Source organism: Dactylosporangium sp. NPDC051541 (genome assembly GCF_044454505.1).
Lineage (GTDB): Bacteria > Actinomycetota > Actinomycetes > Mycobacteriales > Micromonosporaceae > Dactylosporangium.
In genome coordinates, this window is the sequence record NZ_JBITDU010000019.1 from 155,565 (window position 1) to 179,358 (window position 23,794).

24 protein-coding genes, 1 tRNA gene and 1 pseudogene are annotated in these 23,794 nt (G+C 71.6%); 13 read left to right on the top strand and 13 right to left on the bottom strand.

Annotation, left to right across the window (positions count from 1 at the left end; translation table 11 throughout):
* The first annotated feature begins 53 nt into the window (after positions 1-53).
* Entirely contained in the window at positions 54-398 is a 345-nt protein-coding gene (locus ACIA8L_RS48360) for a VOC family protein (RefSeq protein ID WP_395915792.1), read from the top strand.
* On the opposite strand, the gene ACIA8L_RS48365 is transcribed toward ACIA8L_RS48360, so the two are convergent.
* From ACIA8L_RS48365 to ACIA8L_RS48380, 4 genes are all read right to left on the bottom strand, one after another.
* Complete coding sequence (locus ACIA8L_RS48365) at positions 395-1,198, bottom strand: SCO1664 family protein (RefSeq protein ID WP_395915793.1); 804 nt, start codon at positions 1,196-1,198, stop codon at positions 395-397. The two genes, ACIA8L_RS48360 and ACIA8L_RS48365, sit on opposite strands and share 4 nt — an antisense overlap.
* Positions 1,199-1,204: 6 nt before the next feature.
* A complete protein-coding gene (locus ACIA8L_RS48370; RefSeq protein ID WP_395915795.1) occupies positions 1,205-1,777 on the bottom strand; it encodes a DUF3090 domain-containing protein in 573 nt (190 codons plus the stop codon).
* A 208-nt stretch (positions 1,778-1,985) separates the two neighbouring features.
* A complete protein-coding gene (locus ACIA8L_RS48375) occupies positions 1,986-2,690 on the bottom strand; it encodes an MSMEG_4193 family putative phosphomutase (RefSeq protein ID WP_395915796.1) in 705 nt (234 codons plus the stop codon).
* Positions 2,687-3,736: an LLM class F420-dependent oxidoreductase gene (locus tag ACIA8L_RS48380; protein WP_395915798.1), complete on the bottom strand. Its 1,050-nt coding sequence runs from the start codon at positions 3,734-3,736 to the stop codon at positions 2,687-2,689. The genes ACIA8L_RS48375 and ACIA8L_RS48380 overlap by 4 nt, the downstream gene beginning before the upstream one ends.
* 105 nt (positions 3,737-3,841) lie before the next feature.
* On the opposite strand from ACIA8L_RS48380, the gene ACIA8L_RS48385 reads away from it, so the two are divergent.
* From ACIA8L_RS48385 to ACIA8L_RS48410, 6 genes are all read left to right on the top strand, one after another.
* Positions 3,842-4,813 carry an aldo/keto reductase gene (locus ACIA8L_RS48385; protein WP_395915800.1) on the top strand — a complete coding sequence of 324 codons (972 nt, stop codon included), beginning with the start codon at positions 3,842-3,844 and terminating at the stop codon, positions 4,811-4,813.
* Positions 4,814-4,825: 12 nt separating this feature from the next.
* Positions 4,826-5,791, top strand: a complete 966-nt coding sequence (locus tag ACIA8L_RS48390) for a hypothetical protein (protein ID WP_395915802.1) — start codon at positions 4,826-4,828, stop codon at positions 5,789-5,791.
* Between the two features lie 12 nt (positions 5,792-5,803).
* A complete protein-coding gene (locus tag ACIA8L_RS48395; protein WP_395915804.1) occupies positions 5,804-5,995 on the top strand; it encodes a DUF5703 family protein in 192 nt (63 codons plus the stop codon).
* A gap of 277 nt (positions 5,996-6,272) precedes the next feature.
* Positions 6,273-8,807 carry an EAL domain-containing protein gene (locus tag ACIA8L_RS48400; protein ID WP_395915806.1) on the top strand — a complete coding sequence of 845 codons (2,535 nt, stop codon included), beginning with the start codon at positions 6,273-6,275 and terminating at the stop codon, positions 8,805-8,807.
* An 83-nt stretch (positions 8,808-8,890) separates the two neighbouring features.
* Positions 8,891-9,577, top strand: a complete 687-nt coding sequence (locus ACIA8L_RS48405) for a HEAT repeat domain-containing protein (RefSeq protein WP_395915807.1) — start codon at positions 8,891-8,893, stop codon at positions 9,575-9,577.
* A gap of 125 nt (positions 9,578-9,702) precedes the next feature.
* Positions 9,703-10,848 (top strand): cellulose binding domain-containing protein, encoded by a 1,146-nt coding sequence (locus ACIA8L_RS48410; RefSeq protein WP_395915809.1) that lies wholly within the window; start codon positions 9,703-9,705, stop codon positions 10,846-10,848.
* Here the strand turns inward: ACIA8L_RS48410 and ACIA8L_RS48415 are convergent, their stop codons facing one another.
* A complete protein-coding gene (locus ACIA8L_RS48415) occupies positions 10,849-11,172 on the bottom strand; it encodes a DUF3140 domain-containing protein (RefSeq protein ID WP_395915811.1) in 324 nt (107 codons plus the stop codon).
* An 81-nt stretch (positions 11,173-11,253) separates the two neighbouring features.
* On the opposite strand from ACIA8L_RS48415, the gene ACIA8L_RS48420 reads away from it, so the two are divergent.
* Positions 11,254-11,955, top strand: coding sequence for a metalloregulator ArsR/SmtB family transcription factor (locus ACIA8L_RS48420; RefSeq protein ID WP_395915812.1), 702 nt, complete (start codon positions 11,254-11,256; stop codon positions 11,953-11,955).
* A gap of 15 nt (positions 11,956-11,970) precedes the next feature.
* Positions 11,971-12,189, top strand: a complete 219-nt coding sequence (locus ACIA8L_RS48425) for a DivIVA domain-containing protein (RefSeq protein ID WP_395915814.1) — start codon at positions 11,971-11,973, stop codon at positions 12,187-12,189.
* Positions 12,190-12,198: 9 nt separating this feature from the next.
* On the opposite strand, the gene ACIA8L_RS48430 is transcribed toward ACIA8L_RS48425, so the two are convergent.
* The 3 genes from ACIA8L_RS48430 to ACIA8L_RS48440 form a co-directional block, all read right to left on the bottom strand.
* Positions 12,199-12,969: a DUF899 domain-containing protein gene (locus ACIA8L_RS48430; protein ID WP_395915816.1), complete on the bottom strand. Its 771-nt coding sequence runs from the start codon at positions 12,967-12,969 to the stop codon at positions 12,199-12,201.
* A 150-nt stretch (positions 12,970-13,119) separates the two neighbouring features.
* Positions 13,120-14,376, bottom strand: a complete 1,257-nt coding sequence (locus ACIA8L_RS48435) for an FAD-dependent oxidoreductase (RefSeq protein ID WP_395915818.1) — start codon at positions 14,374-14,376, stop codon at positions 13,120-13,122.
* Between the two features lie 49 nt (positions 14,377-14,425).
* Positions 14,426-15,766: an FAD-binding oxidoreductase gene (locus ACIA8L_RS48440; protein WP_395915819.1), complete on the bottom strand. Its 1,341-nt coding sequence runs from the start codon at positions 15,764-15,766 to the stop codon at positions 14,426-14,428.
* A 58-nt stretch (positions 15,767-15,824) separates the two neighbouring features.
* Between ACIA8L_RS48440 and ACIA8L_RS48445 the strand changes: the two genes are divergently transcribed.
* Entirely contained in the window at positions 15,825-16,037 is a 213-nt protein-coding gene (locus ACIA8L_RS48445; protein WP_395915821.1) for a hypothetical protein, read from the top strand.
* A 2-nt stretch (positions 16,038-16,039) separates the two neighbouring features.
* Here ACIA8L_RS48445 and ACIA8L_RS48450 read toward each other — a convergent pair whose 3' ends face one another.
* From ACIA8L_RS48450 to ACIA8L_RS48465, 4 genes are all read right to left on the bottom strand, one after another.
* Positions 16,040-16,939: a helix-turn-helix domain-containing protein gene (locus ACIA8L_RS48450; protein WP_395915823.1), complete on the bottom strand. Its 900-nt coding sequence runs from the start codon at positions 16,937-16,939 to the stop codon at positions 16,040-16,042.
* 462 nt (positions 16,940-17,401) lie between these two features.
* A complete protein-coding gene (locus tag ACIA8L_RS48455) occupies positions 17,402-18,100 on the bottom strand; it encodes a hypothetical protein (protein ID WP_395915824.1) in 699 nt (232 codons plus the stop codon).
* Positions 18,101-18,159: 59 nt separating this feature from the next.
* Positions 18,160-19,461, bottom strand: a complete 1,302-nt coding sequence (locus tag ACIA8L_RS48460; RefSeq protein ID WP_395915826.1) for a M20/M25/M40 family metallo-hydrolase — start codon at positions 19,459-19,461, stop codon at positions 18,160-18,162.
* 85 nt (positions 19,462-19,546) lie between these two features.
* Positions 19,547-20,392, bottom strand: coding sequence for an SGNH/GDSL hydrolase family protein (locus tag ACIA8L_RS48465; RefSeq protein WP_395915828.1), 846 nt, complete (start codon positions 20,390-20,392; stop codon positions 19,547-19,549).
* A gap of 90 nt (positions 20,393-20,482) precedes the next feature.
* Here ACIA8L_RS48465 and ACIA8L_RS48470 point away from each other — a divergent pair, with 90 nt between their 5' ends.
* Positions 20,483-21,061, top strand: a complete 579-nt coding sequence (locus ACIA8L_RS48470) for a hemerythrin domain-containing protein (RefSeq protein WP_395915830.1) — start codon at positions 20,483-20,485, stop codon at positions 21,059-21,061.
* Positions 21,062-21,291: 230 nt separating this feature from the next.
* Positions 21,292-21,376: transfer RNA gene (locus tag ACIA8L_RS48475), tRNA-Leu, on the top strand.
* Between the two features lie 181 nt (positions 21,377-21,557).
* Here the strand turns inward: ACIA8L_RS48475 and ACIA8L_RS48480 are convergent.
* A pseudogene (locus ACIA8L_RS48480) lies at positions 21,558-22,517 on the bottom strand (recombinase family protein); the annotation flags it as partial.
* Between the two features lie 491 nt (positions 22,518-23,008).
* On the opposite strand from ACIA8L_RS48480, the gene ACIA8L_RS48485 reads away from it, so the two are divergent.
* The gene (locus ACIA8L_RS48485; protein WP_395915832.1) at positions 23,009-23,503 is read left to right on the top strand and encodes a DUF2690 domain-containing protein; all 495 of its coding nucleotides are present in this window, start codon (positions 23,009-23,011) and stop codon (positions 23,501-23,503) included.
* Positions 23,504-23,794: the final 291 nt, after the last annotated feature.

Sequence of the window (23,794 nt, forward strand, 5' to 3'; positions counted from 1 at the left end):
GCACGCCCGACATATCGGGCAAAGAACACACAACCCACAAAGGAGTGTCCGAGATGTCAGAGATCAAGGTTGCCAACCTCACCACCGACTGCACCGGCAGCGCGCACGAGCTGGCGAAGTTCTACGCCGACCTGACCGGCCGGCGAGTGAACGAGGGCGCGTCGGAGTACTTCGCCACCGTGAGTGGCGAGCCGACCCTCATGTTCATCCGGGTCCCCGACCGTACGCCGGGCAAGAACAGTGTCCACCTGGACCTGCACACCGACGACATCCCGGCCGCCGTGGAGCAGGCGGTGGCGCTGGGCGCGCGGCACGTCAAGGACTTCGACGAGTACGGCGCGACCTGGGCGACCCTCACCGACCCGGAGGGCAACCTGTTCGACATCGGCAAGAGCTAGATCGGCGGCCACGGGATCGCGTGGCGGTCCTCGTCGGGGGACGGGAACCGGCGGGTGCGCAGCAGGGCCCCGATGCGCACCGAGACCATGCCGACCTCGGCCGGGGTGAGGTGCTCGGACAGGGACTCGGCGAGGCCGGCGGCGTACTGTGCCCGCAGTTTCTCCAGGACCTCGACGCCCTCGTCGGGCAGGGGTTCGCCGGCCCAGCCCCAGATGATGGTGCGCAGTTTGTCCTCGGTGTGGAAGCAGATGCCGTGGTCGACGCCGTGGACGGCCCCGTCCACGGTGTCAATCACGTGGCCGCCCTTGCGGTCGGCGTTGTTGGCGATGGCGTCGAAGACGGCGATGCGGGCCAGGCGCGGGTCGTCGGCGTGGGCGAGGACGAAGGGGCGGCCCCGTTCGTCGCGGGCCTGCATGATCCGGCGCCAGGTGCGGGGGACCTTGTTGGCCGGGACGAAGCCGAGGAGCAGGTCGTCGCTCTGCAGCTCGTCGTCGATCCAGAGCTGGACCATGCCGGGGCCGAGGGGGCCGTCGCGCAGCAGGGTCGGCGGGACGATGCCCCAGCCGGTGGCCTGGGAGAGCAGCCACGCCGAGTACTCCCGGCCGGCGAGGGTGCCGTCGGGGAAGTCCCACAGGGGGCGTTCGCCGCTGACGGGCTTGTAGACGCAGCGGGCGACGGTGTCGCCGAGGGTGATGACGCAGCGGAGGGTGGCGTTGGAGGCGTCCATGAGCCGGCCCTCGACCTCCAGCTCGCCGTGGCGCAGCAGCTCGAGCGCCTCGTCCTCGGGCAGGGCCGGCACCGGCGGCTACCGGCGGTAGCCGTTGTGGCGCGGGCACAGGTGCCCGCGGGCGTCGAGGGGCTGGCCGCACAGCGGGCACGGCGGGCGGCCGGAGGCGACGACGCGTTTGGCGCGCTCGATGAACGCCTTGGTGGCGGCCGGGGTGAGGCGGACCCGGAGGCGGTCGCGGTCGGCGGTGGCGAGCTCGTCGTCCTCGTCGTCGACCTCGCTCTCGCGCTCCTCGGTCTCCTCGTCGCCGACGGCGATCGCCTCGATGATGACGGTGGCGGTGTCGACGTCGAACTGCAGGCCGAGGGTGCCGACGCGGAACTCCTCGTCGAGCGGTGTGTCGAGGGGTTCGTTGTCGGCGGTCTCGACGACCGGCTCCGCGGTGAGGTCGACGCCGAAGCGGCGGTGGGCCTCCTGGAGCAGCTCTTCGAGCTTCTCGGCCAGCAGGGTGACCTGGACCTTCTCGAGGGCGACGCTGACCAGGCGGCCGCCGCCGCGCGCCTGCAAGAAGAAGGTCCGCTCCCCCGGCGCACCGACTGTGCCGGCAACGAACCGCTCCGGCGGCTCGAATGCGTACACGTGGTGGCTCATGCTGTCACCTCCGCTTCGCTCCGGCGCCAGCCTGAGCCGAATCTGCGTTCATGATGAGTGGCCTCTCCGCAAGCTCCGAACCACTCATGCCAGAAACTCTATCGAGTCCGGGCGGCATCCGCCGCAGGCGGGCACAAGATCACACCGAACCGCCCGAAGCGGCCGCACGGCCGCACCCGAGCGGCATCCGCCGCAGACGGGCGGAGGGTCACACCGAACCGCCCGAACCGCCACCGACGGCCGCGTCCGACGACGGTTCGCCCTCGGTCTTCTCCGGCGGCTGGAACCCGGACAGATCTCCGCCGGTGTCGTTGAGGCGCAGGACGAACGAGCGCAGCGGCGTGTAGCGGATGACGGTCACCGAAGCTGGCTCGACCGCGAGCCGCTGGAAAAGATCCAGGTGCATGCCGAGGGCGTCGGCGGCGATCGCCTTGATGATGTCGCCGTGGCTGCAGGCCAGCCACACGGCCTCGGGGCCGTGGGACTCGGCGAGGCGGGCGTCCCAGGAGCGGATGGTGGCGATGGCCCGGGCCGACATGGCGGCCATCGACTCGCCGCCCTCGCCGGGGAAGACGGCGGCCGACGGGTGCGCCTGGACGGTCGCCCACAGCGGCTCCTTGGCCAGGTCCTTGAGGGGCCGGCCGGTCCAGTCGCCGTAGCGGCATTCGATGATGCCGTCGTCCTCGATGACGTCGGTGACGTCGGGCAGGGCCAGGGACAGGGTCTCGCGGCAGCGGGGCAGGGGGCTGCTGACGACGGCGGCGAGGGGGAGCTTGGCCGCGGCGAGCCGTTCGCCGACCTTGACGGCCTGGGCCCGGCCGACCTCGTCGAGGCCGACGGGCTGGTGCCCGGCGAGGACCCCGGTGGCGTTGGTCGTGGTCCGGCCGTGGCGCAGGAGCAGGACGGTGGTCACGAGGCGAGTCCCGCCTTCTCCCAGGCGTCGGCGAGCTGCCGCATCGTGGCGATCGAGTAGTCGGGGTCGCCGAAGACGATCGTGGAGATCTCCGTCACGCCGGCCTCCTGGTATGCGTGGAGCCGCTCCGCCACCCGCTCGACCGGGCCGAGCAGGGAGGTGCGGTCGATGAACTCCAACGGTACGGCGGCGGCCGCGTCCCGGTGCTTCTTCGCCAGGTAGAGGTCCTGGACCTCCTTCGCCGCGTCGCCGTAGCCCATCCGGGTGGCGAGGGCGTTGTAGAAGTTCTGCTCCCGGGAGCCCATCCCGCCGACGTAGAGGGCCGCGTAGGGGCGCACGAGCTCCGCGCACATCGCGACGTCGTCGCCGAACACGACCGGTACCGATGCCGCCACTTCGAAGCCGTCGAGGGTCTTGCCGGCCTTGGCCCGCCCGGCCGCGATGGAGCCCAGGGACTCCTCCGCATATTCGGGGGAGAAGAAGATCGCCAGCCAACCGTCGGCGATCTCGCCGGTGAGCTCCAGGTTCTTGGGCCCGACGGCGGCGAGGTAGACGGGGACGTGGTCGCGGACCGGGTGCAGGATGAGCTTGAGCGCCTTGCCGGGGCCGTCGGGCAGCGGCAGGGTGTAGAACTCGCCGTCGTACTGCACGGTCTTGCGGGTCAGGGCCAGGTTGACGATGTCGACGAACTCGCGGGTCCGCTTGAGCGGCTTGGCGAACCGGACGCCGTGCCAGCCCTCGGAGACCTGGGGGCCCGACACGCCGAGGCCGAGGCGGAACCGGCCGCCGGAGAGCTTGTCGATCGTGGCGGCGGTCATGGCGGTCATCGCCGGGGTGCGGGCCGGGATCTGGAACACGGCCGAGCCGAGCTCGATCCGCTCGGTCTGCCCGGCGATCCACGACAGCAGGCTCGGCGCGTCGCTTCCGTAGGCCTCCGCCACCCATACGCAGGAGAAACCGAGCCGCTCCGCCTCCTGGGCGACGGCCAGGAAGCCCTCGGGGTCATTCCACGCCGACAGGTAGCCGAGATTCAACGCCAGCCGCACAACTGCCTCCCAGGGGTCTCCCGCGCGACCCTGCACGGGCGGCACCAGCGTAGCCCGGGGCCTGCCTACCGGAAGAAGACGCCATCCGGCCGTATCGTTCCATGCATGCAGCAGCGACCGCTCGGCCGTAGCGGGCTGGCGGTATCCCGGCTGGCCCTCGGCACGATGACGTGGGGCCGTGACACCGACGCCGACGACGCGGCGGCCCAGCTCAAGACGTTCCGCGACGCCGGCGGGACGCTGCTGGACACCGCCGACGTCTACGCCGACGGCGAGGCCGAGTCCGTCATCGGGGCCTTGGTCGGCCGGCTGGTACCGCGCGAGGAGCTGGTCATCGCCACGAAGGCGGGCCTGCGGCCGGGGATGGCCCGCCGCCGCGACGGGTCCCGCGGGCACCTCCTGAGCGCCCTCGACACGTCCCTGCAGCGGCTCGGGACCGACCACGTGGACCTGTGGCAGGTCCACGGCTACGACCCCGACACGCCCCTGGAGGAGACGCTGTCGGCGATCGACACGGCCGTGTCGACCGGGCGGGCCCGCTACGCCGGGGTGTCGAACTACTCCGGCTGGCAGACGGCGCGGGCCGCCACCTGGCAGGGCGCCTGGCCCGGCCGGGCCCCGCTGGTCTCCACCCAGGTCGAATACTCGCTGCTGGAACGCGGCATCGAACGGGAGGTCGTGCCCGCCTGCACGGCGCTGGGGATCGGCATCCTGCCGTGGTCCCCGCTGGGCCGGGGGGTCCTGACCGGCAAGTACCGCACCGGCGTCCCGGCCGACTCGCGGGCCGCGTCGCCGCACTTCGAACGGTTCGTGTCGCCATACCTCGACGACCGCTGCGCCGGGATCGTCGAGGCCGTCGCGACCGCGGCCGGCGGGCTCGGCGTGTCGCCCCTGGAAGTGGCCCTGGCCTGGGTCCGGGACCGGCCCGGGGTGATCGCCCCGGTCCTCGGCGCCCGCACCGTCGGGCAGCTCCTCGGCGCCCTGCAGACCGAGGAGATCACCCTGCCCCGGGAGATCCGGTCCGCCCTCGACGACGTCTCCGCGCCCACCTCCGGCTACCCGGAGCGCCAGACCTAACCTTGACCGATCATGCTGCGCCGACTGCTTCCGCTGGCCGGCGTGCTCGCGCTCACCGCTTGTGACGCCGGCGCGCCCGTCAGCCACCCCGACGCGACCGTACCGACACCGACCTGGGCCCCGGCTCCGTCCGCGCCACCCGACGGGACGACGGTCCCGGTCCCCGAGCCGCCGACTGGCGTCGCGATCGGCGGCGATGTCGTGCTCCTTGCCAAAACTGCCGCGTTGGTACTGCCTGAGCACGGCAACGCCACCACGACGATCCCGGTGTCCGGGTCACCGCGGTCGGTGGTCGCCCTCCCCGGCGGCGGGTTCCGGGCCGTCGTCGGCGCCACGCTGGTCGAGCTGCCCGGCGGCACCGTCACGAAGCTGCCCGGCGAGGGCGGGGCGATCGCCGTGCCGCCCGGCGGGGACTGGACCGTGGTCGCCCTGCCCGAGCGCGGCGATGTGATCATGCTCTCGGCGCGGGGCGACACCTTGCGGACGATCCACACCGGGGGCCGGCCCAGCGCCCTGGCCGCCGACGCGGAGCGGATCGCGGTCCTCGACGCGTCGCAGTCGTCGATCACGACGTTCGACGCGGCGACCGGGGCCCGCCAGGAGGGGCTGCGGGCCGGTGACGGGGCCGTGACCGTCGCCGCCGCCGGGGCCGGGCGGTTCGCGGTGATCGACGCCCGCGACGGGGAGCTGCTGGTGTTCGACGCGGGGCCGCTGATCCTGCGGCAGCGGTACCCGGTGCCGGGCGGGGCGTGGGCGGCCGCGTACGACGCCGGCCGGGGCGTGCTGTGGGTCACCCTCACGGCCCGCAACGAGGTGGTGGGTCTGCACCTCGGCGGGGGGACGCCCCGGGAGACGGCGCGGCATCGGACGGTACGACTGCCGCTGGCTCTGGCCGTCGACGCCACGACCGGTGCGCTGGCCGTCGCCGGGACGGACGGAACCGGAGGTCAGGGGCTGGTGCAGCGGATTGCGCCGTAGCAGTATCGAGACATGGACTACGAATATGTGCCTTTGCGGTTGCCGTCGAATGTCGACCGGATGACCGCCAATGCACAGCTGACGATCCAGGCCGAGTACGGCGGCTGGGAGCTGGCCCGGGTCCGGCTCTACGCGGACGGCACCCGCCAGGTGATGCTCCGCCGCCGCGTCACGAACGACACGCTGCCGGGGCTCAGCACGTAGCCTCACCGGTTATCCGGATGCCCCCGGATCGCCCACGCTGCTACCGTCGCGTGGGGGACGCCCGGTGCGCAGGCACCGGATACTTCAGGGACCGTTACCTTCGGGTGTGCAGGTTTCGAAACCTGCCCGCGGTCGCGAGATCGCGGTGGCGGAATGGCAGACGCGACGGTATAAAAGCCCGGCACCGATATTGAACTCGGGCGTTCCCCTTTGACGCGACGGAACGTGATTCCGTCAATGCTTGCCGCATTGTGCAACGTGCGCCAGACTCGGCTCCGTGCTCCTGGTCCCGGTCACGCTCAGCGCCGCCGCGCTGACCGCGGCCCTCGCCGGACTCATCCCGGCCGGGCTCGCGCTCGCCGTCGCGGGGCTCACCGTCGCCGCCCGCGGCGCCACCCTGGTCCTGCGCCGGCCCGCCGCCGGCCGCCGCACCGGCTGGCAGCGCCCGATCAGCGCCGGCCTCGGCTTCTGCGGCCTGTCCACCGCCGCCGCCGGCCTCGGGCACTGGCTCGCCCCCGACGCCTACCTCACCGACGTGCCACTGCCCGCCGAGCTGCCGCTCATCGGCCTGTTCTTCGTCGCCGGGACACTGCTCATCGGCCTGTTCCACCTGCCCGGGCAGGCCGCGACCTACATCGGGCGGGCCCGCCGGCTCCTCGACGGCGTCGGCATCGGCGTCATCCTGTTCTTCATCGCCTGGCTCGTCGTGTTCGAGGCGGCCGGGCTCAAAGGGGCCGCGCTCACCGCCGTCCTCGTCGCCAGCGTCGCCGCCGGGTCCGCCGTCGTCGGCACCATGCGGGCCGCGCCCCGCCAGCCCGGGGCCGTCCTGCGCGGCCTCGGCGCCCTCATCATGATCATCGCGCAGACGGCGCTGATCCTCATCCTCGACTACCACCTCAGCCCGGACTGGCTGCTGCTGGCCGGGGTCCCGCTCGTCGCCGGGCCGCTGCTCGCCGGCCTGGAACTGCCGCCCGGGCGCACCCCGGAGCCGACGACCGGGGCGGCCGGCGACGGCAGCTTCGCCCGCTACCCGCTGCTCGCCCTGCCCCTCGGCGGTGCCCTCGTCGCCGCCGCCTACCACCTCGTCGTCACCGGCCACTTCGACCCGGTCTCGGCCGTCCTCGCGATCGTCGGCGTCGTCATCCTCGCGATCCGCGAAGCCCTGGCCGTCGCCGACGTGCGGCAGTACGCCCGCCGCCTCGCCGACCGCGAAGCCCGGTTCCGGGCCCTCGTCGCCGGGTCCGCCGACGTCACGATGATGCTCGACGACACTCTGGTCGTGCGGTGGCAGTCCCCGGCCGCCGCCCGCCGCCTCGGCCTCGCCGACGCCGACGTCGTCGGCCGGCCGCTCCTCGCCCGGGTCCACCCCGACGAGGCCGACGCCGTCCTGGCCGCCCTCGAATCCGGCGCCACCCTCATCGAGGCCCGCCTCGGCGACGGCTTCGGCGTGTGGCGGGAAACCGAATGGAGCGTCTCCGACCAGCGGGGCGACCCGTCGGTGCGGGCCGTCGTCGTCCACGTCCGCGACATCAGCCGGCGCCGCCAGCTCGAACACGCCCTGCACCAGGCCGCCCGCACCGACCACCTCACCGGCCTGGCCAACCGCACCGAACTGCGCCGCCTCATCGCCGAACGGACCGGCCCCAGCGTCCTGATCGTCCTCGGCCTCGACGGGCTCTCCAGCGTCAACCAGCTGCGCGGCCACGAGGTCGGCGACGCCGTCCTCGTCGAGGCGGCCCGGCGGCTGCGGGCCGCCCTCGTCCCCGGCGAGATCGCGGCCCGCCTCGCCAGCGACCAGTTCGCGGTCGTGACCAACGGGGGTGCGGTACACGCGCAGATGACCGCCAGCCGGCTGCTGACGCTGCTCTCCGACCCGTACCCGGTGCTGGGGGTGGCCTCGCACCTGTCCGCGTCGGCCGGGCTGGCCGAGCACGTCCTGCACGAGGACCGGGGCGGCGGCGCGATCAACCGGGCCGAGCTGGCCCTGCAACGGGCCCGGCAGCTCGGCCCGGCCCAGCCGCCGCAGTGGTACGACGAGGCCACCGCCACCCTCCTGCGCCGCCGCCTCACCATCGAACAGGACCTCCCCGGCGCCCTCGCCCGCGGCGAGCTCGACCTGCTGTTCGAGCCGGTCGTCGAGCTCCCCGGCGGCCGCGTCGCCGGGGTCGAGGCCCGGCCCCGCTGGCGGCGCGCCGGCCTCGGCCCGGTCGAGGACGGCGAGTTCCTACCCGTCGCCGACCAGCTGGGCCTGCACCACGAGCTCGGCACCTGGCTCCTCGCCGCGGCCGGCCGGCAGCTCGGCGCCTGGTCCCGCACGATGCTCTCCGGGCCGCCGCTGTGGCTGGCCGTCCCCGTCACCCCGGCGCTGCTGGCCGCCGACGGCTTCGTCGACCTGATCGCCGCGACCGGGTTCCCGCCGTCGCGGCTCGTCGTACAGTTCACGATCACCGAGCCGGAGCAGCCGGACCTGATCGAACGGCTGACCGCGATCCGTACCCTCGGCGCCCGCACCGCCCTGGACGGCTTCGGGGTGCAGGCGACGTCCCTGAGCCTGCTGCGCCGCCTGCCGCTGGACCTGGTCCGGGTCGACCGGCGCACGTTCGCGGGCGCCGACACGGCCGTCGTGGCCGCGGTCGTGAACCTGGCGCGGCAGCTGGGCGTGGACGTCGCCGTGGAAGGCGTCCGCGACGACGAGGAACTGCAGACGATCACCGCCGCCGGCTGCCGGCTCGCGCAGGGGTCGCTGTTCTGCGCGGCGTCAGTACCGGAGCGGCTCGAGGCGTATCTCGACACGCAACGCGCGGGCCGGTGACGGACGGGCGGTCCTGATGGGCCGCAGCACTGGACCGGATCGACGAGGAACGACGGCGTGATCAGGACGAAGGCCGGAGCCCGGTGACCCGGACCCAGGAAACGCAACGGGCGGAGTTGGAGGCGTCACTCGCCCGGCACGTCGCCGCCGGGGACATCGCGGCGCGGGATAGGACCGCCCACGCCTTGGCCACCACCTACGGCGCAGCCGTGCTGCCGGCGCTGCTGCGGGCGCTGGTGACCGACCGCAACGACGACGGGGAGACGCTGCAGCTCGACGTGCTGCAGTTGTTCGAGGCCGCTCCGGACGTAGCACACGCGCGGGTCCTGGAGTGCCTGGCGGCGGCCGAGCCGGGGCTGCGGCGGGTCGGGGTATGGGGGTTGAGCGTCATGTTCCGGGCCGGGGACATCGCACTGGTCGTGGCGGCCGCGGACGACCCCGCGGCCGAGGTGCGGGCGGAGGTGGTAGGGGCGCTCGGCTCGGCGTTCGGCGGCTCGGACCCCCGCGTGGAGCCCGTGGTGATGGCCGGGGCCCGGGACCCGGACGCGGAGGTGAGATGCGCGGCGGTGATGGCCCTGTGGTCGATGTACGGACCGGCGGCCACCGCGATGCTGGTGACGTGTGCCGGTGATCCTGATCCTCGGGTACGGCACTGGGTCGCCTGGGCCCTCCAGAACCGGACGGAACCGACGGCCAGGGCAGCTCTCGAACGGCTGGCCGCCGATGACAACGACGAAGTCCGCTTCGCGGCCCGCGGTGAGACGGCGTGAGGCCGTAATTTTCACGGAGTCCGCGGCCGGTTGGGCGGGGTTGTGACGGCGCGTATTGACCGGACTGTCGAAGCGCATCGACAGTGGCCGTTGGAATGCGTTGCCGGAAGGAAGGTCGTACCGCCATGCGAAGTCGTCCGCTCGCGCTCGCCCTCGGGGCCGTGGTCGCCGTCGGCACGGCCGGGGCCGTGGCCGTCGCGCTGCCCGCGTCCGCCGCCGCCGGGTGCCGGGTCGCCTACTCGATCAGCAGCTCGTGGCCCGGCGGGTTCGGGGCCAACGTCACCATCACGAACCTCGGCGACCCGATCACCAACTGGACGGTGGTGTGGTCGTACGCCGCCGGGCAGACCGTCACCCAGGCCTGGAACGCCACCGTGACCCAGAGCGGGTCGACGGTGACGGCAAAGAACGCCGGCTACAACGGGTCCGTCGCGACGAACGGGACCGCCTCGTTCGGCTTCAACGGGTCGTGGACGGGCAGCAACCCGGTGCCGGCGGCGTTCACGCTCAACGGCACGAGCTGCACGGGTACCGTCACCAACACCCCGACCCCGACACCCACGCGGACGACGTCGTCGCCGACGCCGACCCCGACCGGCGGGGGCTCCAACCCCGGCGGGGTGCCGAGCGACGCGGCCTGGGTCGCGACGGGCGCCTGGGATCAGTGGACGAACAACGGGTACACCATCATCAATGACGTTTGGGGCGGTGGCGCGGGGCCGCAGACGATCTGGGCCCGGACCGGCTCCAACTGGGGTGTGGTCGCGAACCATCCGCGCACCAGCGGCGTGAAGTCCTACCCGCACACCGGCAAGACCCTCAACCGCAATCTGAGCACGCTGTCGTCGGTGAGCAGCACCTTCAACGTGTCGGTGCCGGGCGACGGCGACTGGGAGACGGCGTACGACATCTGGGCCAACAACAACGCGTACGAGGTCATGATCTGGACGAACCAGCACGGCGCGGTCGGCCCGATCGCCGAGTCCTATGACAGCAACGGCGCGGTCCCCAACGCCCGCAACGTGAGCGCCGGCGGGCACACCTGGAACGTGTACCGCGGTTCGAACGGCGCCAACGCGGTGTTCTCGTTCGTGCGGACCGGCAACACGAACTCGGGCTCGGTCGACGTCCTGGCCGTCCTCAACTGGCTGCGCACCAACAACTGGTGGGGCGACGTCAACGTGGGTCAGGTGCAGTTCGGGTTCGAATTGAGCGGTACCGCCGGGCAGTCGAACTTCGTCTGCAACACCTTCACGCTCAGCTACGCCTGATCAGTCCTTGAGGGGATCGTGCCCCCAGTTCATCAGTGAGTACCGCCACCTGGTGTCGCGAACGTCCCCGGACGGCCGCTGGGCCAGGTGGCGGTGCACGTAGCCGACAACTTTGCGCATGTGCGCCTCGTCCGCGTCGCTCAGGTCGGCCTTCCTGGTGTGCAGGAGCTTCACGATCCGCCGCCCGCTGTCGTGCCCGACGGACTCGCCGCCGCCGTCCTTCTGGCCGACCTCGCGCGACTCGTCGGTCGCGAGCCAGCGCTCGAGCTCGCCGGCGCTCATGTTGACGGCGTCCTTGAACTCCGCGTATGTGTCAGTGCTCATGACCGGCCAATACCCCGCACCCGGTACAGGACACTTAAGCGACTCCTTGACTGTCGCAACGCCCGGCCCTACCGTGTGACGGTGATCGATGACGGGTCGCTCGACTCGGTCTTTCACGCGCTCGCCGATCCGACCCGGCGGCGGATCGTGACCGCGCTGCGGCACGGGCCGGCGTCGGTGAGCACGCTCGCCGCGCCGCTGGACATGACCCTGTCCGCGGTCATGCAGCACCTGCAGGTCCTCATGGACTGCGGGCTCGTCACGTCCGCGAAGACCGGCCGGGTGCGCACCTGCACGCTCGACACCGGGGTGCTACGCAACGCTGAGACCTGGCTCGGAGGACACATGATCGACAGCACTGTGCTGCACTCGTCGTTCACCGTCGAGCGCGGCTACCCGCACCGGCCCGGTGTGGTGTTCGCGGCGTGGGCGGACCCGGCCAGCAAAGCCCGGTGGTTCGGCGGGGAGCAGCACATCCTCGACTTCCGCGTCGGCGGCCGGGAGATCGTGCGCGACCACGACGCGGACGGGCGGGCGCTGCGCTACGAGACCCGGTATCACGACATCGTGCCCGGCGAGCGGATCGTGTACTCCTCGACACTGCTCGTCGCCGACGTCGCCGCCACCATCTCGCTCACGTCGGTGCAGTTCCGGCCGACCGCCGTCGGCACGATGCTGCGCCTCACCGAGCAGGCCGTGTACCTCGACGAGCAGGAGCGGCCGGCGTGGCGGGAGCAGGGCACCAACGACTGGCTCGACGCGCTCGCGCTGGAGCTGGACTGAGCGCACACTCGACGCATGACACAGTTCGCCGTCGTGTTCCGCGGCTACGACCGGGCCCAGGTCGACGGGTTCGTCGAGCGGGCCAACGACGACATCACCTCCGCGGAGCCGGACCGGGTGGCCCGGGCCCGGGCCGACGCGCAGGCGGTCAGTTTCAAGGTCGTCCTGCGCGGCTACAGCCAGCCGGAGGTCGACCACTACCTGCGCCGGGTGGCCAAAGGCCACGCCGACTGAGGCTGAGCGTCACTCGTCGGGCCGGCGCATGGCCGGGCCGCCGACGTGCAGGCCGAGGGGGGTGGCGCGGCCCCGCGGCTCCTCCCACGCCTCCTGGCGGCCGAGGACGGTCAGGTCCAGGTACGGGTTGCCGTTGTGGAACTCCTCGAGGCCGCGGCCGTAGGTGGAGTACGTGTGGAAGATGCCGTCGGCGGTGCGCAGGAACGCGCTGAGGCCGGGCATCTCGGTGCCGCGGAGGCTTTCGGTCCAGGGGCCGCCGGTCCAGGGGACGTTGAGCTCGGCCTCGCCGCGCAAGTGCAGCATGACCGGTGCGACCCGGTCGTCGAGGGTGGCGTGGAAGTCGTAGTTGAAGTCGCTCGCGTGGGAGGAGTACCACGGAAAATTCCAGCCCATCCGCTCCTGGAAGGAGCGAATCTTCGGGTAGGGGGCCCGGGACACGGCGACGAGCGTGGTGTTGCGGATGTGCAGGCGGCGCCGACCGGCGATCCCCTCGGCCGCGGACGAGCAGCTGGCGCAGGGCGCGTCCCAGGCCGGGTCGAACATGAAGTGGTGCACGACCAGCTGCGGCCGGCCGTCGAAGAGGTCCGCGAGGCTGACGGTACCCCCGCCGGGCCCTTCGAATTGGTATTGCTTTTCGACCTTGACCATCGGCAACCGTCGCCGGTCCGCGTTGAGCCGGTCCCGGGCCCGGGTCAGCTCCTTCTCCTTGACCAGCAGCTCCCGGCGGGCGGCCAGCCACTCCTCGCGCGACACCACCGCGGGCAGGTTTCCGATCGTCATGCCTCAAGTAGTATCGCAACCGAACGGTTGCGTCAACCGTCAACCGTCAACCGTCAGCCGCCGAGCGGCACAGGGTCGGGGTTCGCGGGCTTGGCGGCGCCGGGGGTGAAGACCACCGCGGCGGCCGGCCGCGAATACCGCTCCATTGCCTTAATGCAAGACCCGGCGCAGGACGGCCGGCGCGAACAGGTGCTCCGGCGGCGCGGTCAGATTCACCACCCGGTGAAACGCGAGCGCGACCTCCGGATGGCGTTCGGCCGCCCGCAGGACCCGCGCCAGATAGCGGTTGAGGATCCGCATTTTCAACGTGCGCTTCCCCGGTACCGCGGGAAAGGCCAGATCCCCGCCGACCGCCATCTCCCAGGGCGTGTCGATCACCTTCGCCGCGGCCGCGTAGAACTCGGCGGGCGTGGTCTTCTCCCGCAGTACCAACGCTTCCTGGGCCGCCACCGTCATGCCCTGCCCATAAATGGGGTTGAATGCACACATGGCGTCGCCGAACGCCAGGAATCCGTCCGGGTGGCGGGTGAGCCGCTCGAACCGGCGCCGGACACTGGCCGGCACCCGGAACGCCCGCGGCTCGGTCAGCGGCCGGGCGCCATCGACGACCGCCGCGACGTCGGCGATGCCGAGCCGGTTCGCATACGCGGTGAACCCGGGCGCATCCGTCGGCGGCGGATCGTCGCGCAGCCCGCACAACGTCACCATCCAGCGGTCGCCCTCCATGGGCAGCAATGCGACACCGAAGGGATACGCGGGTGACATTCCCGTCAAAACCCCGAGCGATTCCGGGGGTACTCCGACCCGTTCGAATTCCCGCGTGGAGTACATGACCCCGGCGTGCACCGACTCCTCGACCGGCGCCGCGTAGCCGAGCGCGGCGAGCCAGGCCGGCCCCCGGTTCCCCCGCCCGGTGGCGTCGACGACGAGCTCGGCGGTCATGCTCTCGTCGTCGATCCGGGCCCCGATGACCCGGCGGTTGTCGGCCGTGGCGAGCAGCCCGGTCGCGACCCGCCCGCCATGGATCTCGACGCCGGGCAGTTTCGCGACCCGCCCGCGCAGACAGTCCTCGAGCGCGGGCCGGCTCAGGCAGAGCACTGTGAGGTCGGATTTCGCCCGGGCCATCGGCTTGGGCCCGTTGTGCCAGGCGAAATCCCCGTGAATGTCGACGGGCACGGCACCGTTCGCGGCGAGCTCGCCGGTGAGCCCGGGAAACAGCTCCTCGAGCACCTGCAGCCCCTTGGCGAGCATGGCGTGGGCGTGGCGCCCTTGCGGCACCCCTTTGCGCGGCCCGCTGCCCGCGAGATCGTCCCGGTCGAACACGGAAACCCGGTCGAACCGTTCACTGAGCGCCCGCGCGGCGAGAAGTCCAGCGACCCCGGCCCCGAGCACGATTGCATGCGTCATGCCCCAACGTCACCACCCGGCCCGCCCGCGCTGTACGTAGAAGTACGCGCTACAACAGTCCGGGAATGGCCGAAAAAACATCGCCGGGATCGTATTTCCGCTTCGCCTCGAGCAGTCGTCCAAGATTGCCCGCGAACGACTCCCGCGCCCGAGCGTCCTCATGGGGCCCGACCTGGTTGGGGTAGGCCCCCGGCAGGGCGACCTCCGCGAGGGTGGCCGCGGTCGCGTCAGCCCAGTCCCGATGCCGTCCGGGAGCCGGGTCGCCGGGTGCCCACACCGCGATCACCTCGATCACCTGATGCGGGCGGCGATGCGCGAACGCCGTGGCCGCCGGCTCGACCCGCGAGGCGGCCCCGTGCAGCCGGCTGACGAACAACACCGAGGAGACCGACGAGGCCGTCGCCGCACCGGATGCGAGGGCCTCCCCGGCGGCGCCACGCAGGTCCGGCACCCAGGCGCTGCGCAACAGATAGTGGTTGCCGGGCACGGCGTTGCCGGCGAACATCCCGACCGCGGCCGCCACCGGCATGGGACCTACCTGGTCGACGAACGGGTGCCCGAGCGCTCTGAGCCGGGCGATGTGCCGCTCCCCCGCCGCCATGTCCGGCCCGCACCAGACCGGGCACACGAACACCGACGGCCCGTGCGGCCCGGGAAAGAACCCGGTCATGACCGTCAACGCGTCCGGCGCCTCGGCGACGATGTCGGAGTATCCACTGAGGACAGTCGCCGCCTCCGCGAACGGGAACAGCAGCATGCCGGCGAGCACGATCGGAACGGGATGCAGCTTGAGCCGCATCGACGTGACAACCCCGAAGTTCCCACCCCCACCCCGCAACGCCCACCACAGCTCGTCGTCCCCCTCGGGCCCGGCGACGACGGTGCTGCCGTCCGCGAGCACCACTTCGGCCGAGAGCAGATTGTCGGCGCCGAGCCCACACCGCCCGATGAGCGGCCCGTACCCGCCCCCGGTGGTGAACCCGACCATCCCGACGCCTTGCTCAACCCCGGTAGCGGCGGCCAGCCCGAACGGCCGCGCCGCCGCCAGCAACTCGCCGGTCGTGACCCCACCCCGCACAACGGCTTCCCCGGCGGCGGCATCGACGGTCACCCCTCGCATGTCAGAGAGATCGACGACCACCCCACCGTCCCGGACGGCCCGCCCGGCCCAGTCATGCCCACCGCCCCGCACCGAGAGCGGCAACCCGGCCGCCCGCGCCGCCCGCACAACGACAGCCACTTCGGCCGCGTCCCGGCACCGCGCGATCACCGCCGGCCTCGCGTCGACAGCCGCGTTCCACACCAGCCGCGCCGTCGCGTACCCAGCATCGACCGGCGCGACGAGCCGCTCCCCGAGCCGCGGACGAAGGACCTTCTCGATGGGAGTCATGGCCGCGACCGTACCGACCGCTCACGCTACGCGCCGTCACAAACACGACCCGTCACGATTGAACCGGCTGGTCGGACAGGCTCAGGTCGGGCCGGTCGCGCCCCGGGCGAGCCGCCCCCTCGAGTCCGGCCTGCTCACCGGCGCCTTCACGCACGAACGGGCGGCCGGGCTGCCTGCTACCGACTGGCGAGCGACCGCGCCCCTGTTCACCGGCGCCCGCCTGGACCGCAGCCTGGCCCTGGTCTCCACCCTCCGCCCGATCACCGCCTGACGTCAGGCGAGGGGCTGCACGACCTGGGTCCGCCAGTCGGCCGGATCGGGGTACTCGCCCGGGTCGGTCAGATAGCTCTCCCACACCGGCCCGGCGGGTTCGCGGCCGTGCTCCTCCATCCAGACCTCGATCCGCCGGTACGTCTCCGGCAGCCCCTCGTACGCCCCGGCGTGCACGACGACCGCCGCCGGCCCCGCCGAGATCGAGATCGCCTCGATGCCGTCATCGAGGGCCACGGCCGGCGCCGCGGCGATCGGCACCCCACCTTCGAGGACGACCGAGGCGAGCCCCGCCTCGGTGTACCGCGCGAACGGCGGCCCGGTCATCGCCAGCCCTTCCCGCTGCGCGAACGCGAACACCGGCGGCAGACAATCCCCGAGCGCCGCCGCGATCCCGCTCCGCCCCGTCCGCCGCCGCATCACGAGGGCATGGATCTCCGGCATGTCGACAACGTCGACGGTGACCTCGACGGACACGGCACTCCCTTTCGTCGATGTACTCATCATGTACAGCCCGACACACGGTGCGACCTGCGCCGCGACGGCAGCGTGCCGGGCGGCCGCGGCCCGCCCCTGAACGTGCAGCCCCCGCCGCCGGTACACCCGCGGCGCAACCCCGAACCCCCGCCGAAACGCCCTGGTGAACACCGCCTGGCTGGCAAATCCGTGCGCCACCGCGACCTGCGCCGCCGACCTCTCGGTGGCCAGCAGCTCCCCGGCCGCCCTCGCCAGCCGCACGCGCATGGTGAAGGCCTTGGGCGTCTCCCCGACGGTCCGCAGAAACGCCCGATGCAGACTGAACGGCGACCGATGCGCCAGCCGCGCCATCTCCCCGAGCGAAACCCCACCCCGCCGCCCATGCACCACCGCAAGCAGCCGCAATACGTCCCGCGTGACGGTCACCGCTCCACCGTAGCGACGCCATACCTCAACAACTTGACGATTCTTGCCCAACCGCCCCCGTACGGCACTGGTCGAGCGCGACGGCCCCGTCGGCCTCTGGCGTCCCGGAGCGCCGCGCCGAGTTCGGCCCGCTCCCGACATGGTCATGCCCGGTGCGCGGCTCGACCACGGTGATCGCCCGGCGGCCGCGCGGCCGCTCCCGCCGCCGACGCCACCCTTGAAGTTGATGACGGATACGACGCTCATCGTCCATCCGTGGCCGGATGCATTGTCATCGGCGGGCGAGGCAGTACATCGCACGGCTGTCGCGCTGAGGTCGCATCCCTCACGGCCGGTAAAGGGCAATGTGTCGACGGGTCGCGACGGATTGTCGGCTGCCCCGAACGGGTGGTGGAAAGCGCCCGGCCCCGCGACGGTGAGCGCCGCGGGGCCGGGTGATGCGCAGTGGAGCGGTGGCCGGTGTTACTCGACCGTGGTCTTGCCGGAGGGCGCGGGCTCCTCGTCGCCCTCCGCCGCTTCCTCGTCGAGCTCGAGGTCAGCGAACGCGTGCTCGTCCAGGCGGTCGACCACGCGGTCGGCGGAGGCCAGGGCGAACGGCCCCGTGCCGTCGTTGTCGTCGTAGGTCTCCGGGTCCAGCGGCGTCTCCACCTCGGCGACGATGACCACCCCGTCGAGGGACTCGAGCTCCGGAATGTCCAGCGCGCCCAGCGAGCCGTCGCCGGCCTGCATGAGCTCCAGGACGGCCTCCCCCACGGTCTCGACCGGGGCGCCGTCACCGTCGCCCGGGTTGGCGCGGCGGGCGGCCTCGGCCACGGCGAGGAGGGCGCCGACGCTCGGGATGCGGTAGTCGCGGCGCTGGCGGACCGAGATCACCCGCGGGTGGGGGTCTTCGGCCTCGGCGCCGTCGACGATCCCGACGCCGAACTGGCGGTCGGCCTCCTCCGGGTCGATGGCCTCGACGTCCCACGGCGTGACCTCGCCGAACTCGTCGAGCAGCAGCTCGTCGTAGCTGTTGGACGCGTTGTTGAGCTCCACGTAGGCGCGCCACACCTCGTCGTCGTCGGCGCGCCCGTTGGCGGCCTTGACCGCGGCAAGATGCTCGCGGGCCGCCGCGATGACGCGCTCGAGCGCGGCGTCAAGCTCCGCGTGCCGGTCGGTCATGATGGGACTCCCCCTGATATCGATGAAGCGCTGGCTGGGTCACTGGCTGATCAGGTCGATCAGGACTGCTGCAGGAACCGGTCGAGAACTCGCACGCCGAACTGTAGTCCCTCCAGTGGAATGCGCTCGTCAATGCCGTGGAACAACGCGCCGAAGTTCAGGTCGGCGGGCAGGCGCACCGGCGAGAACCCGAAGCAGCGGATCCCCAGCTTGGCGAACTGCTTGGCATCGGTACCCCCGCTGAGCATGTACGGCACCGCGAGCGCGCCCGGGTCCTCGGCCCGCAGCGCCGCCGACATCGCCGCGACCAGGTCACCGTCGAAGGTCGTCTCGATCGCGGGCTGGCGGTGGATGTACTCCAGCTCGATGTCCGGCCCGACGATCCGCCGCAGCTCGGCCTCGAACAGCTCCGACTGCCCGGGCAGCGTGCGGCAGTCGATGGTGGCCGAGGCCCGGCTCGGGATCACGTTGTCCTTGTATCCGGCGGCGAGCCGGGTCGGGTTGGCGGTGTTGCGCAGCGTCGCCCCGATGATCATCGCGATCGGCCCGATCTTGCCGACCGCCGCCTCCGGGTCGTCGAGGTCGAGCTCGATGCCGAGGACCTGCGAGACCTGCTCCAGGAACGCCCGCACGGTCGGGGTGAGCACGACCGGGAAGCGGTGGGTGCCGACCCGGGCCACGGCCTCGGCGAGGGCGGTGACGGCGTTGTCGTCGTTGATCATCGAGCCGTGCCCGGGCCGCCCCTTGGCGTGCAGGCGCAGCCAGTCGATGCCCTTCTCGGCCGTCTCGATGAGGTAGAGCCGCTGGTCACCGCCGACACTGACGGAGAACCCGCCGACCTCGCCGATCGCCTCCGTGACCCCCTCGAAGTGCCGGGCGTGGTGCTCCACCAGGTATTGCGCGCCGTAGGTGCTGCCGGCCTCCTCGTCGGCGACGAAGGCGAGCACGACGTCGCGCGGCGGCTTGCGGCCTTCGCGTTTCATCTGCCGGACCAGCGCCAGGACCATGGCGTCGAAGTCCTTCATGTCGACGGCGCCGCGCCCCCACAGGTAGCCGTCCTTGATTTCCCCGCCGAACGGGTCGACGGACCACTCGGAGGCATCGGCCGGCACCACGTCCAGATGGCCGTGGATCAGCAGCGCGTCGCGCGACGGGTCCTCGCCCTCGAACCGCGCCACGACACTGGCCCGCCCCGGCTCGCTCTCGTGGATCTCGGGCTGGAAGCCGACCTCGGCGAGCTTCTCCGCCACGTACTCGGCGGCGACCCGCTCCCCGACACTCGTGGCCAGGTCGCCGGTGTTGGTGGTGTCGATGCGCAGCAGGTCCCGGCAGATTTCGATGACCTCGTCGGTGGCGTCCATGAGGAAGTCATACCAGGCGGGGATGACGGATTTTTGGATGGTCCGGCGACGGCTACTGTGCGTCGCCGCCGGATCACCCTGGGATTCACCAGCCGAAGCCGGCGGCGTAGCTGAGCGAGGCCAGGACGGCCTGCCCGGAGGCGTTCGGGTGGAAGTAGTCCCAGGTCGAGACCTGCGAGAGGGCGAACTGGTAGCCGAACACCGCCCCGCCGTCGTACTTGCAGTTGGCCCCGTAGGCGCTACAGGCGGCGGCGAGCTGCCCGTTGAAGTCGACGACCCGCTGGCGCACCCGGTCCCGCCGGGCGGTGTCGGCGGCGGCGGTCGACGAGGGATTGGCGAGCATCGACTGGCATACCCCGAAAAGCGACCATATGGTACGGGCTGAGGCGTTGCCGCTGCCCACCTGCCACAGCCGCTTCAGGTCGGGAATGCTGATCAGCAGGACTTTCGCGTTGGGCAGCCCGGCCTTCAGCGCACCCAGCGCCGCATCGAGGGAGGCCCGGAACGCGGCCACACTGGTCATTGAAGACTCGGAGCTCGTGCAGGCGTCGTTGGCGCCGATCAGGATCGTGACGTACGCGGCCCCTTGGCGCACCGCGGTCGCGGCCTGCCCCGGCATGTCCGCGACCTTGGCCCCGGACTCGGCGTCGTTGAAGTTGTGCCCGTTGATGGCCGCGTTCACCGCCCTGATACGCAGGTAGTGGCTGTTGACGGCGGCATCCGTCCCCGTACTGAACGAGCGGCTGGGGCAGTCGACGTACCATCCGCAGGCATTGAAACCGCGGGAGATCGAGTCGCCCATGGAGGCGATGGAGCCGGGCGGCGGACCCGGAGCCGCGCCGGCCGGGGCGACGGACCCCAGCTGAGCGGCGGTGACGGCGGCGGCGGTGAGCAGGGCGAGGGCGGCGACCCCTCGCCGGGACAGTGCCATGGCGACCCCTCTCATCGATTGAGGTGCATGTCAGCGTACTGGCGGGTAACCCCCAGTTTCAAGAATTCGGAGCCCGGGTAATCCCACCCCGTGAGCGGACTCCCCCTGCCACCCCTCCCGCCGATCGACGGCGACGCGACCGGCCGCAGCATGCTGGACCTCCTGGAGGAGGAGCATCAGCAGCTAGACCGTCTCTGCACACGCGCCGAAACCGAGCCGGCCGCCAACGACGTCCTGGTGGCAACACTGGCGCGACACCTGTCAGCCGAAGAACAATACTTATATCCAGCAATTTCGGGGGTACTGCCCGAAGGCCGCCGAGTAGCCGAACGCGAACTGGCCGCCGACGCCGAGCTCCTGGTAGCCCTACGGCACCTGCACACCTCCGCGGACCAAGCCGCCCTGCACACCGTCACCGAACACGTGCGCAACCACAGCCACCGCACGACGGCCGAAGTCTTCCCGGCCCTGCGCGCCAACTGCACCACCGACGAGCTCGTCCGCCTGGGCAACCGCGTAGAGATAGCCAGATCCGCCGCCCCGACCCGCCCCCACCCCGGCACCCCGTCAACCCCACCCCTGAACAAACTCGTGGACCCGGCCCTGGGCGTGCTCGACAAGCTCCGCGACGCCCTGACCCGCCGCACAACCTGGGAAGAAGATCTTTAGAAACAGAAGTTTATCGATCACGTCCCCCTGGGTAGAACGCTCCCGACCAAAGACTCGGGGCGACCGGCTCCCCCCTCCGGCCGCCCCGGCGAACAGGCCCCGGCGCCCCTGGCGCCGGGGCCTTGGCGTGTCGAACCCCCCGATTTTTCAAGATCGGGCGAGACCGTGTAATGTGTCGCGTGGCCGTTGAAACGGGGTCCGGAAGGACACCAAGTACAATGGTCAAGCCGGTCGAAGTGGCGGAATGGCAGACGCGCTAGCTTGAGGTGCTAGTGCCCTTTATCGGGCGTGGGGGTTCAAGTCCCCCCTTCGACACGTAAATTCCCTGCCTGACGGCATTTCGGGCAGAACCAGTCAAGCCGGAACCTGTGGTTCGAGCGTGCAGTTTGCCTCCGCTGCAGATCACCACAAGCCCTCGTCGACGCAGAAGCTGGGCAAACCCTGACGCTCTTGAGCCGACGGCTGCACCGGCCTCGACGAGGAGGGCCTGGATTGCCTCGATCAGGTGGTCATCGCGAAGGTAGAGGTTCCGCCGGCGCCCCGCTGCTGGCTTCGCGCTCGTATTCCCGTGCTGGCAGCGGTACGCCGCCCGGCTGTGCGACCAGCACGACTCCAGCCGCCGCCCGCACCACCCGCAGCGCAACAGGCCCACCAGCGTGTAGGTCCGGCCGTCACCCGGTGCCGGGTGCGCCCGAACCGCCTGCACGGCAACGAAGTCCTGCTCGAACACCAACGGCGGATGCACAACCGACCGGGACACCACCCACTGATCCGCCCGCGCCCACCGCTGCGTCCTGAACGGCCCCGGCAGATGCGCCGGCGTGTAGTACGCCGGCTGACGGTTCCACACCTGCCGCCCCGTGCACTTCGCGTTCGTCAAAATCGCCCGCACCGTCGTCAACCCCCACGACGTCCCGGTCCGGTGCCGGTCCCGCGCCCGGTCAGCACTGGACGGGCACGGCACGCCCGAGCCGTTGAGCTCGGCGGCGATACTCGACACGCTGCGGCCACGCAGCCGCTCCGCGAAGATCCACTGCACCGTCGGCGCCGTCACCGGATCCAGGTCGTACCGCTGCAGCCGCCGGCCCCACTTCGCATGCATCGGGTTCGGATGCGGCCCGGCATCGACCAGGCGATACCCGAACAGCGGCCGACCGCCCAGGAACCGGCCCTCGTCCCGGGCCTGCGCGCGCATCGCCTGCACCGCCCGCCACCGTGCCCGCTGCACCTCCCGCTTCGACTGCGCACCGAGCAACATCACCAACGCCCGATACTCAGCCACGATCCGGCCGTGCCCGGCCACCAGTTCCTCCGCAGCGTCAAGCTGCCACCGACGCGACGACTCCCGCTCCTGGAAGTCTGCGGTCGACACACGCCCATAGAATGCGAACCGAACCGTCCCCACGACGTCCGCCGGGCGCCGATCCATCCACGCGCCGGGATGCGCCTGCTGCATCCATTGCGCCAGCAGCCCATCATCGTCGTGTTCAAGATCGACCGGCACCTTGCACCTCCAGCCAGCGGCCGGACAACTGCACTGCTATTGAGCTGCCAGGCTCCTCACCACGGCCGGACCAGGTGTGCGATTCCCACCACGTCATCGACGGCGTCCCGCCGCGACCTCAACGGTCGGCGAGAGCACCGGATACTTCGAGGATGACCTTGCGGTCGACCGGATGACCGAGCTTATCCGGATGGCGCGCCGGACGACCGCAAGTGCGTAGTGGGTCACCGCCCACTCGAACCGGCCGAGGTGGCGATAGCCGCGCTGTACCGTGCGTTCTCTGCCTGCGCGGTGCTGAGCTGGGCGTACTGCCTTGTACGAGGATTGCGCGACGGCTTCCGGCCGACCCCTATGGCGGGCTGTGATGAGCCCTGGGACGCCCGGACGGCGCAGTCGACAGTCGGCCGCACTTCGACCGTCCGGGCCGGCAGGGAGGAAAGATCATGAACATTGCACGGCAATGGCGATCGGGTGGCCCGTGGCTCCGTCGCATACTCGTGGCGGCACTGACCGCGGTCCTCGGGATGATCATGATGGGTGCCGCTCCGGCACAGGCCGCTAGCACCCGGGCGACCGTGTACTGCAACGGGGCGAGCTGCGCCGGGAAGGACCCGTCGGCCCAGGGCTGCGCCACGGACGGCTACACCGTTCAGCTCGTCGATGCAAGCCCGCTCGGCACCTGGGCGGGACTTGAGCTGCGGTACAGCCCGGCCTGCAACGCCAACTGGGCGCGACTGTCGGCGCAGTCGTACAACGGCGCCTGGGTGTCGCTGTGCGTCGTGAACGACGCCAATCGCGCGGACATCCAGTGCACCGGAAGCGTGCGCAACGGCTACCTCTGGTCACCCATGATCGATGGCCACAAGAAGGTGTTCGCGTCGATCGGGTGGAGCCTCGACAGCGGTGGCGGCGGGAACACGCGCACGGGCGCGTTCTGACCGGGTCGCCGAGCCTCGATCGCCCGGCCGGCGTAGGGCAGCCCCTACGCCGGCCGGGTGGTGCCGCTGGCAGGCCTAGCCGTGGTCGGACCTGGACGCCAAGGCGCCGGGCGGCCAGTAGTGCGCGTCGGAGCGAGGGGGCCCATTTTGCAGGCGTGATCAGGTCGCCCGTGGTGGCGCAGACAAGGTCCGCGGCCTAGTACTGCAACGGCGGGTCGTGTCCTACGGCGGTTCGAGTCGTTTGCGGTAATGAGCGGCTCGGGCCTGTGCTTGCCTGCGTCTACGCCATCG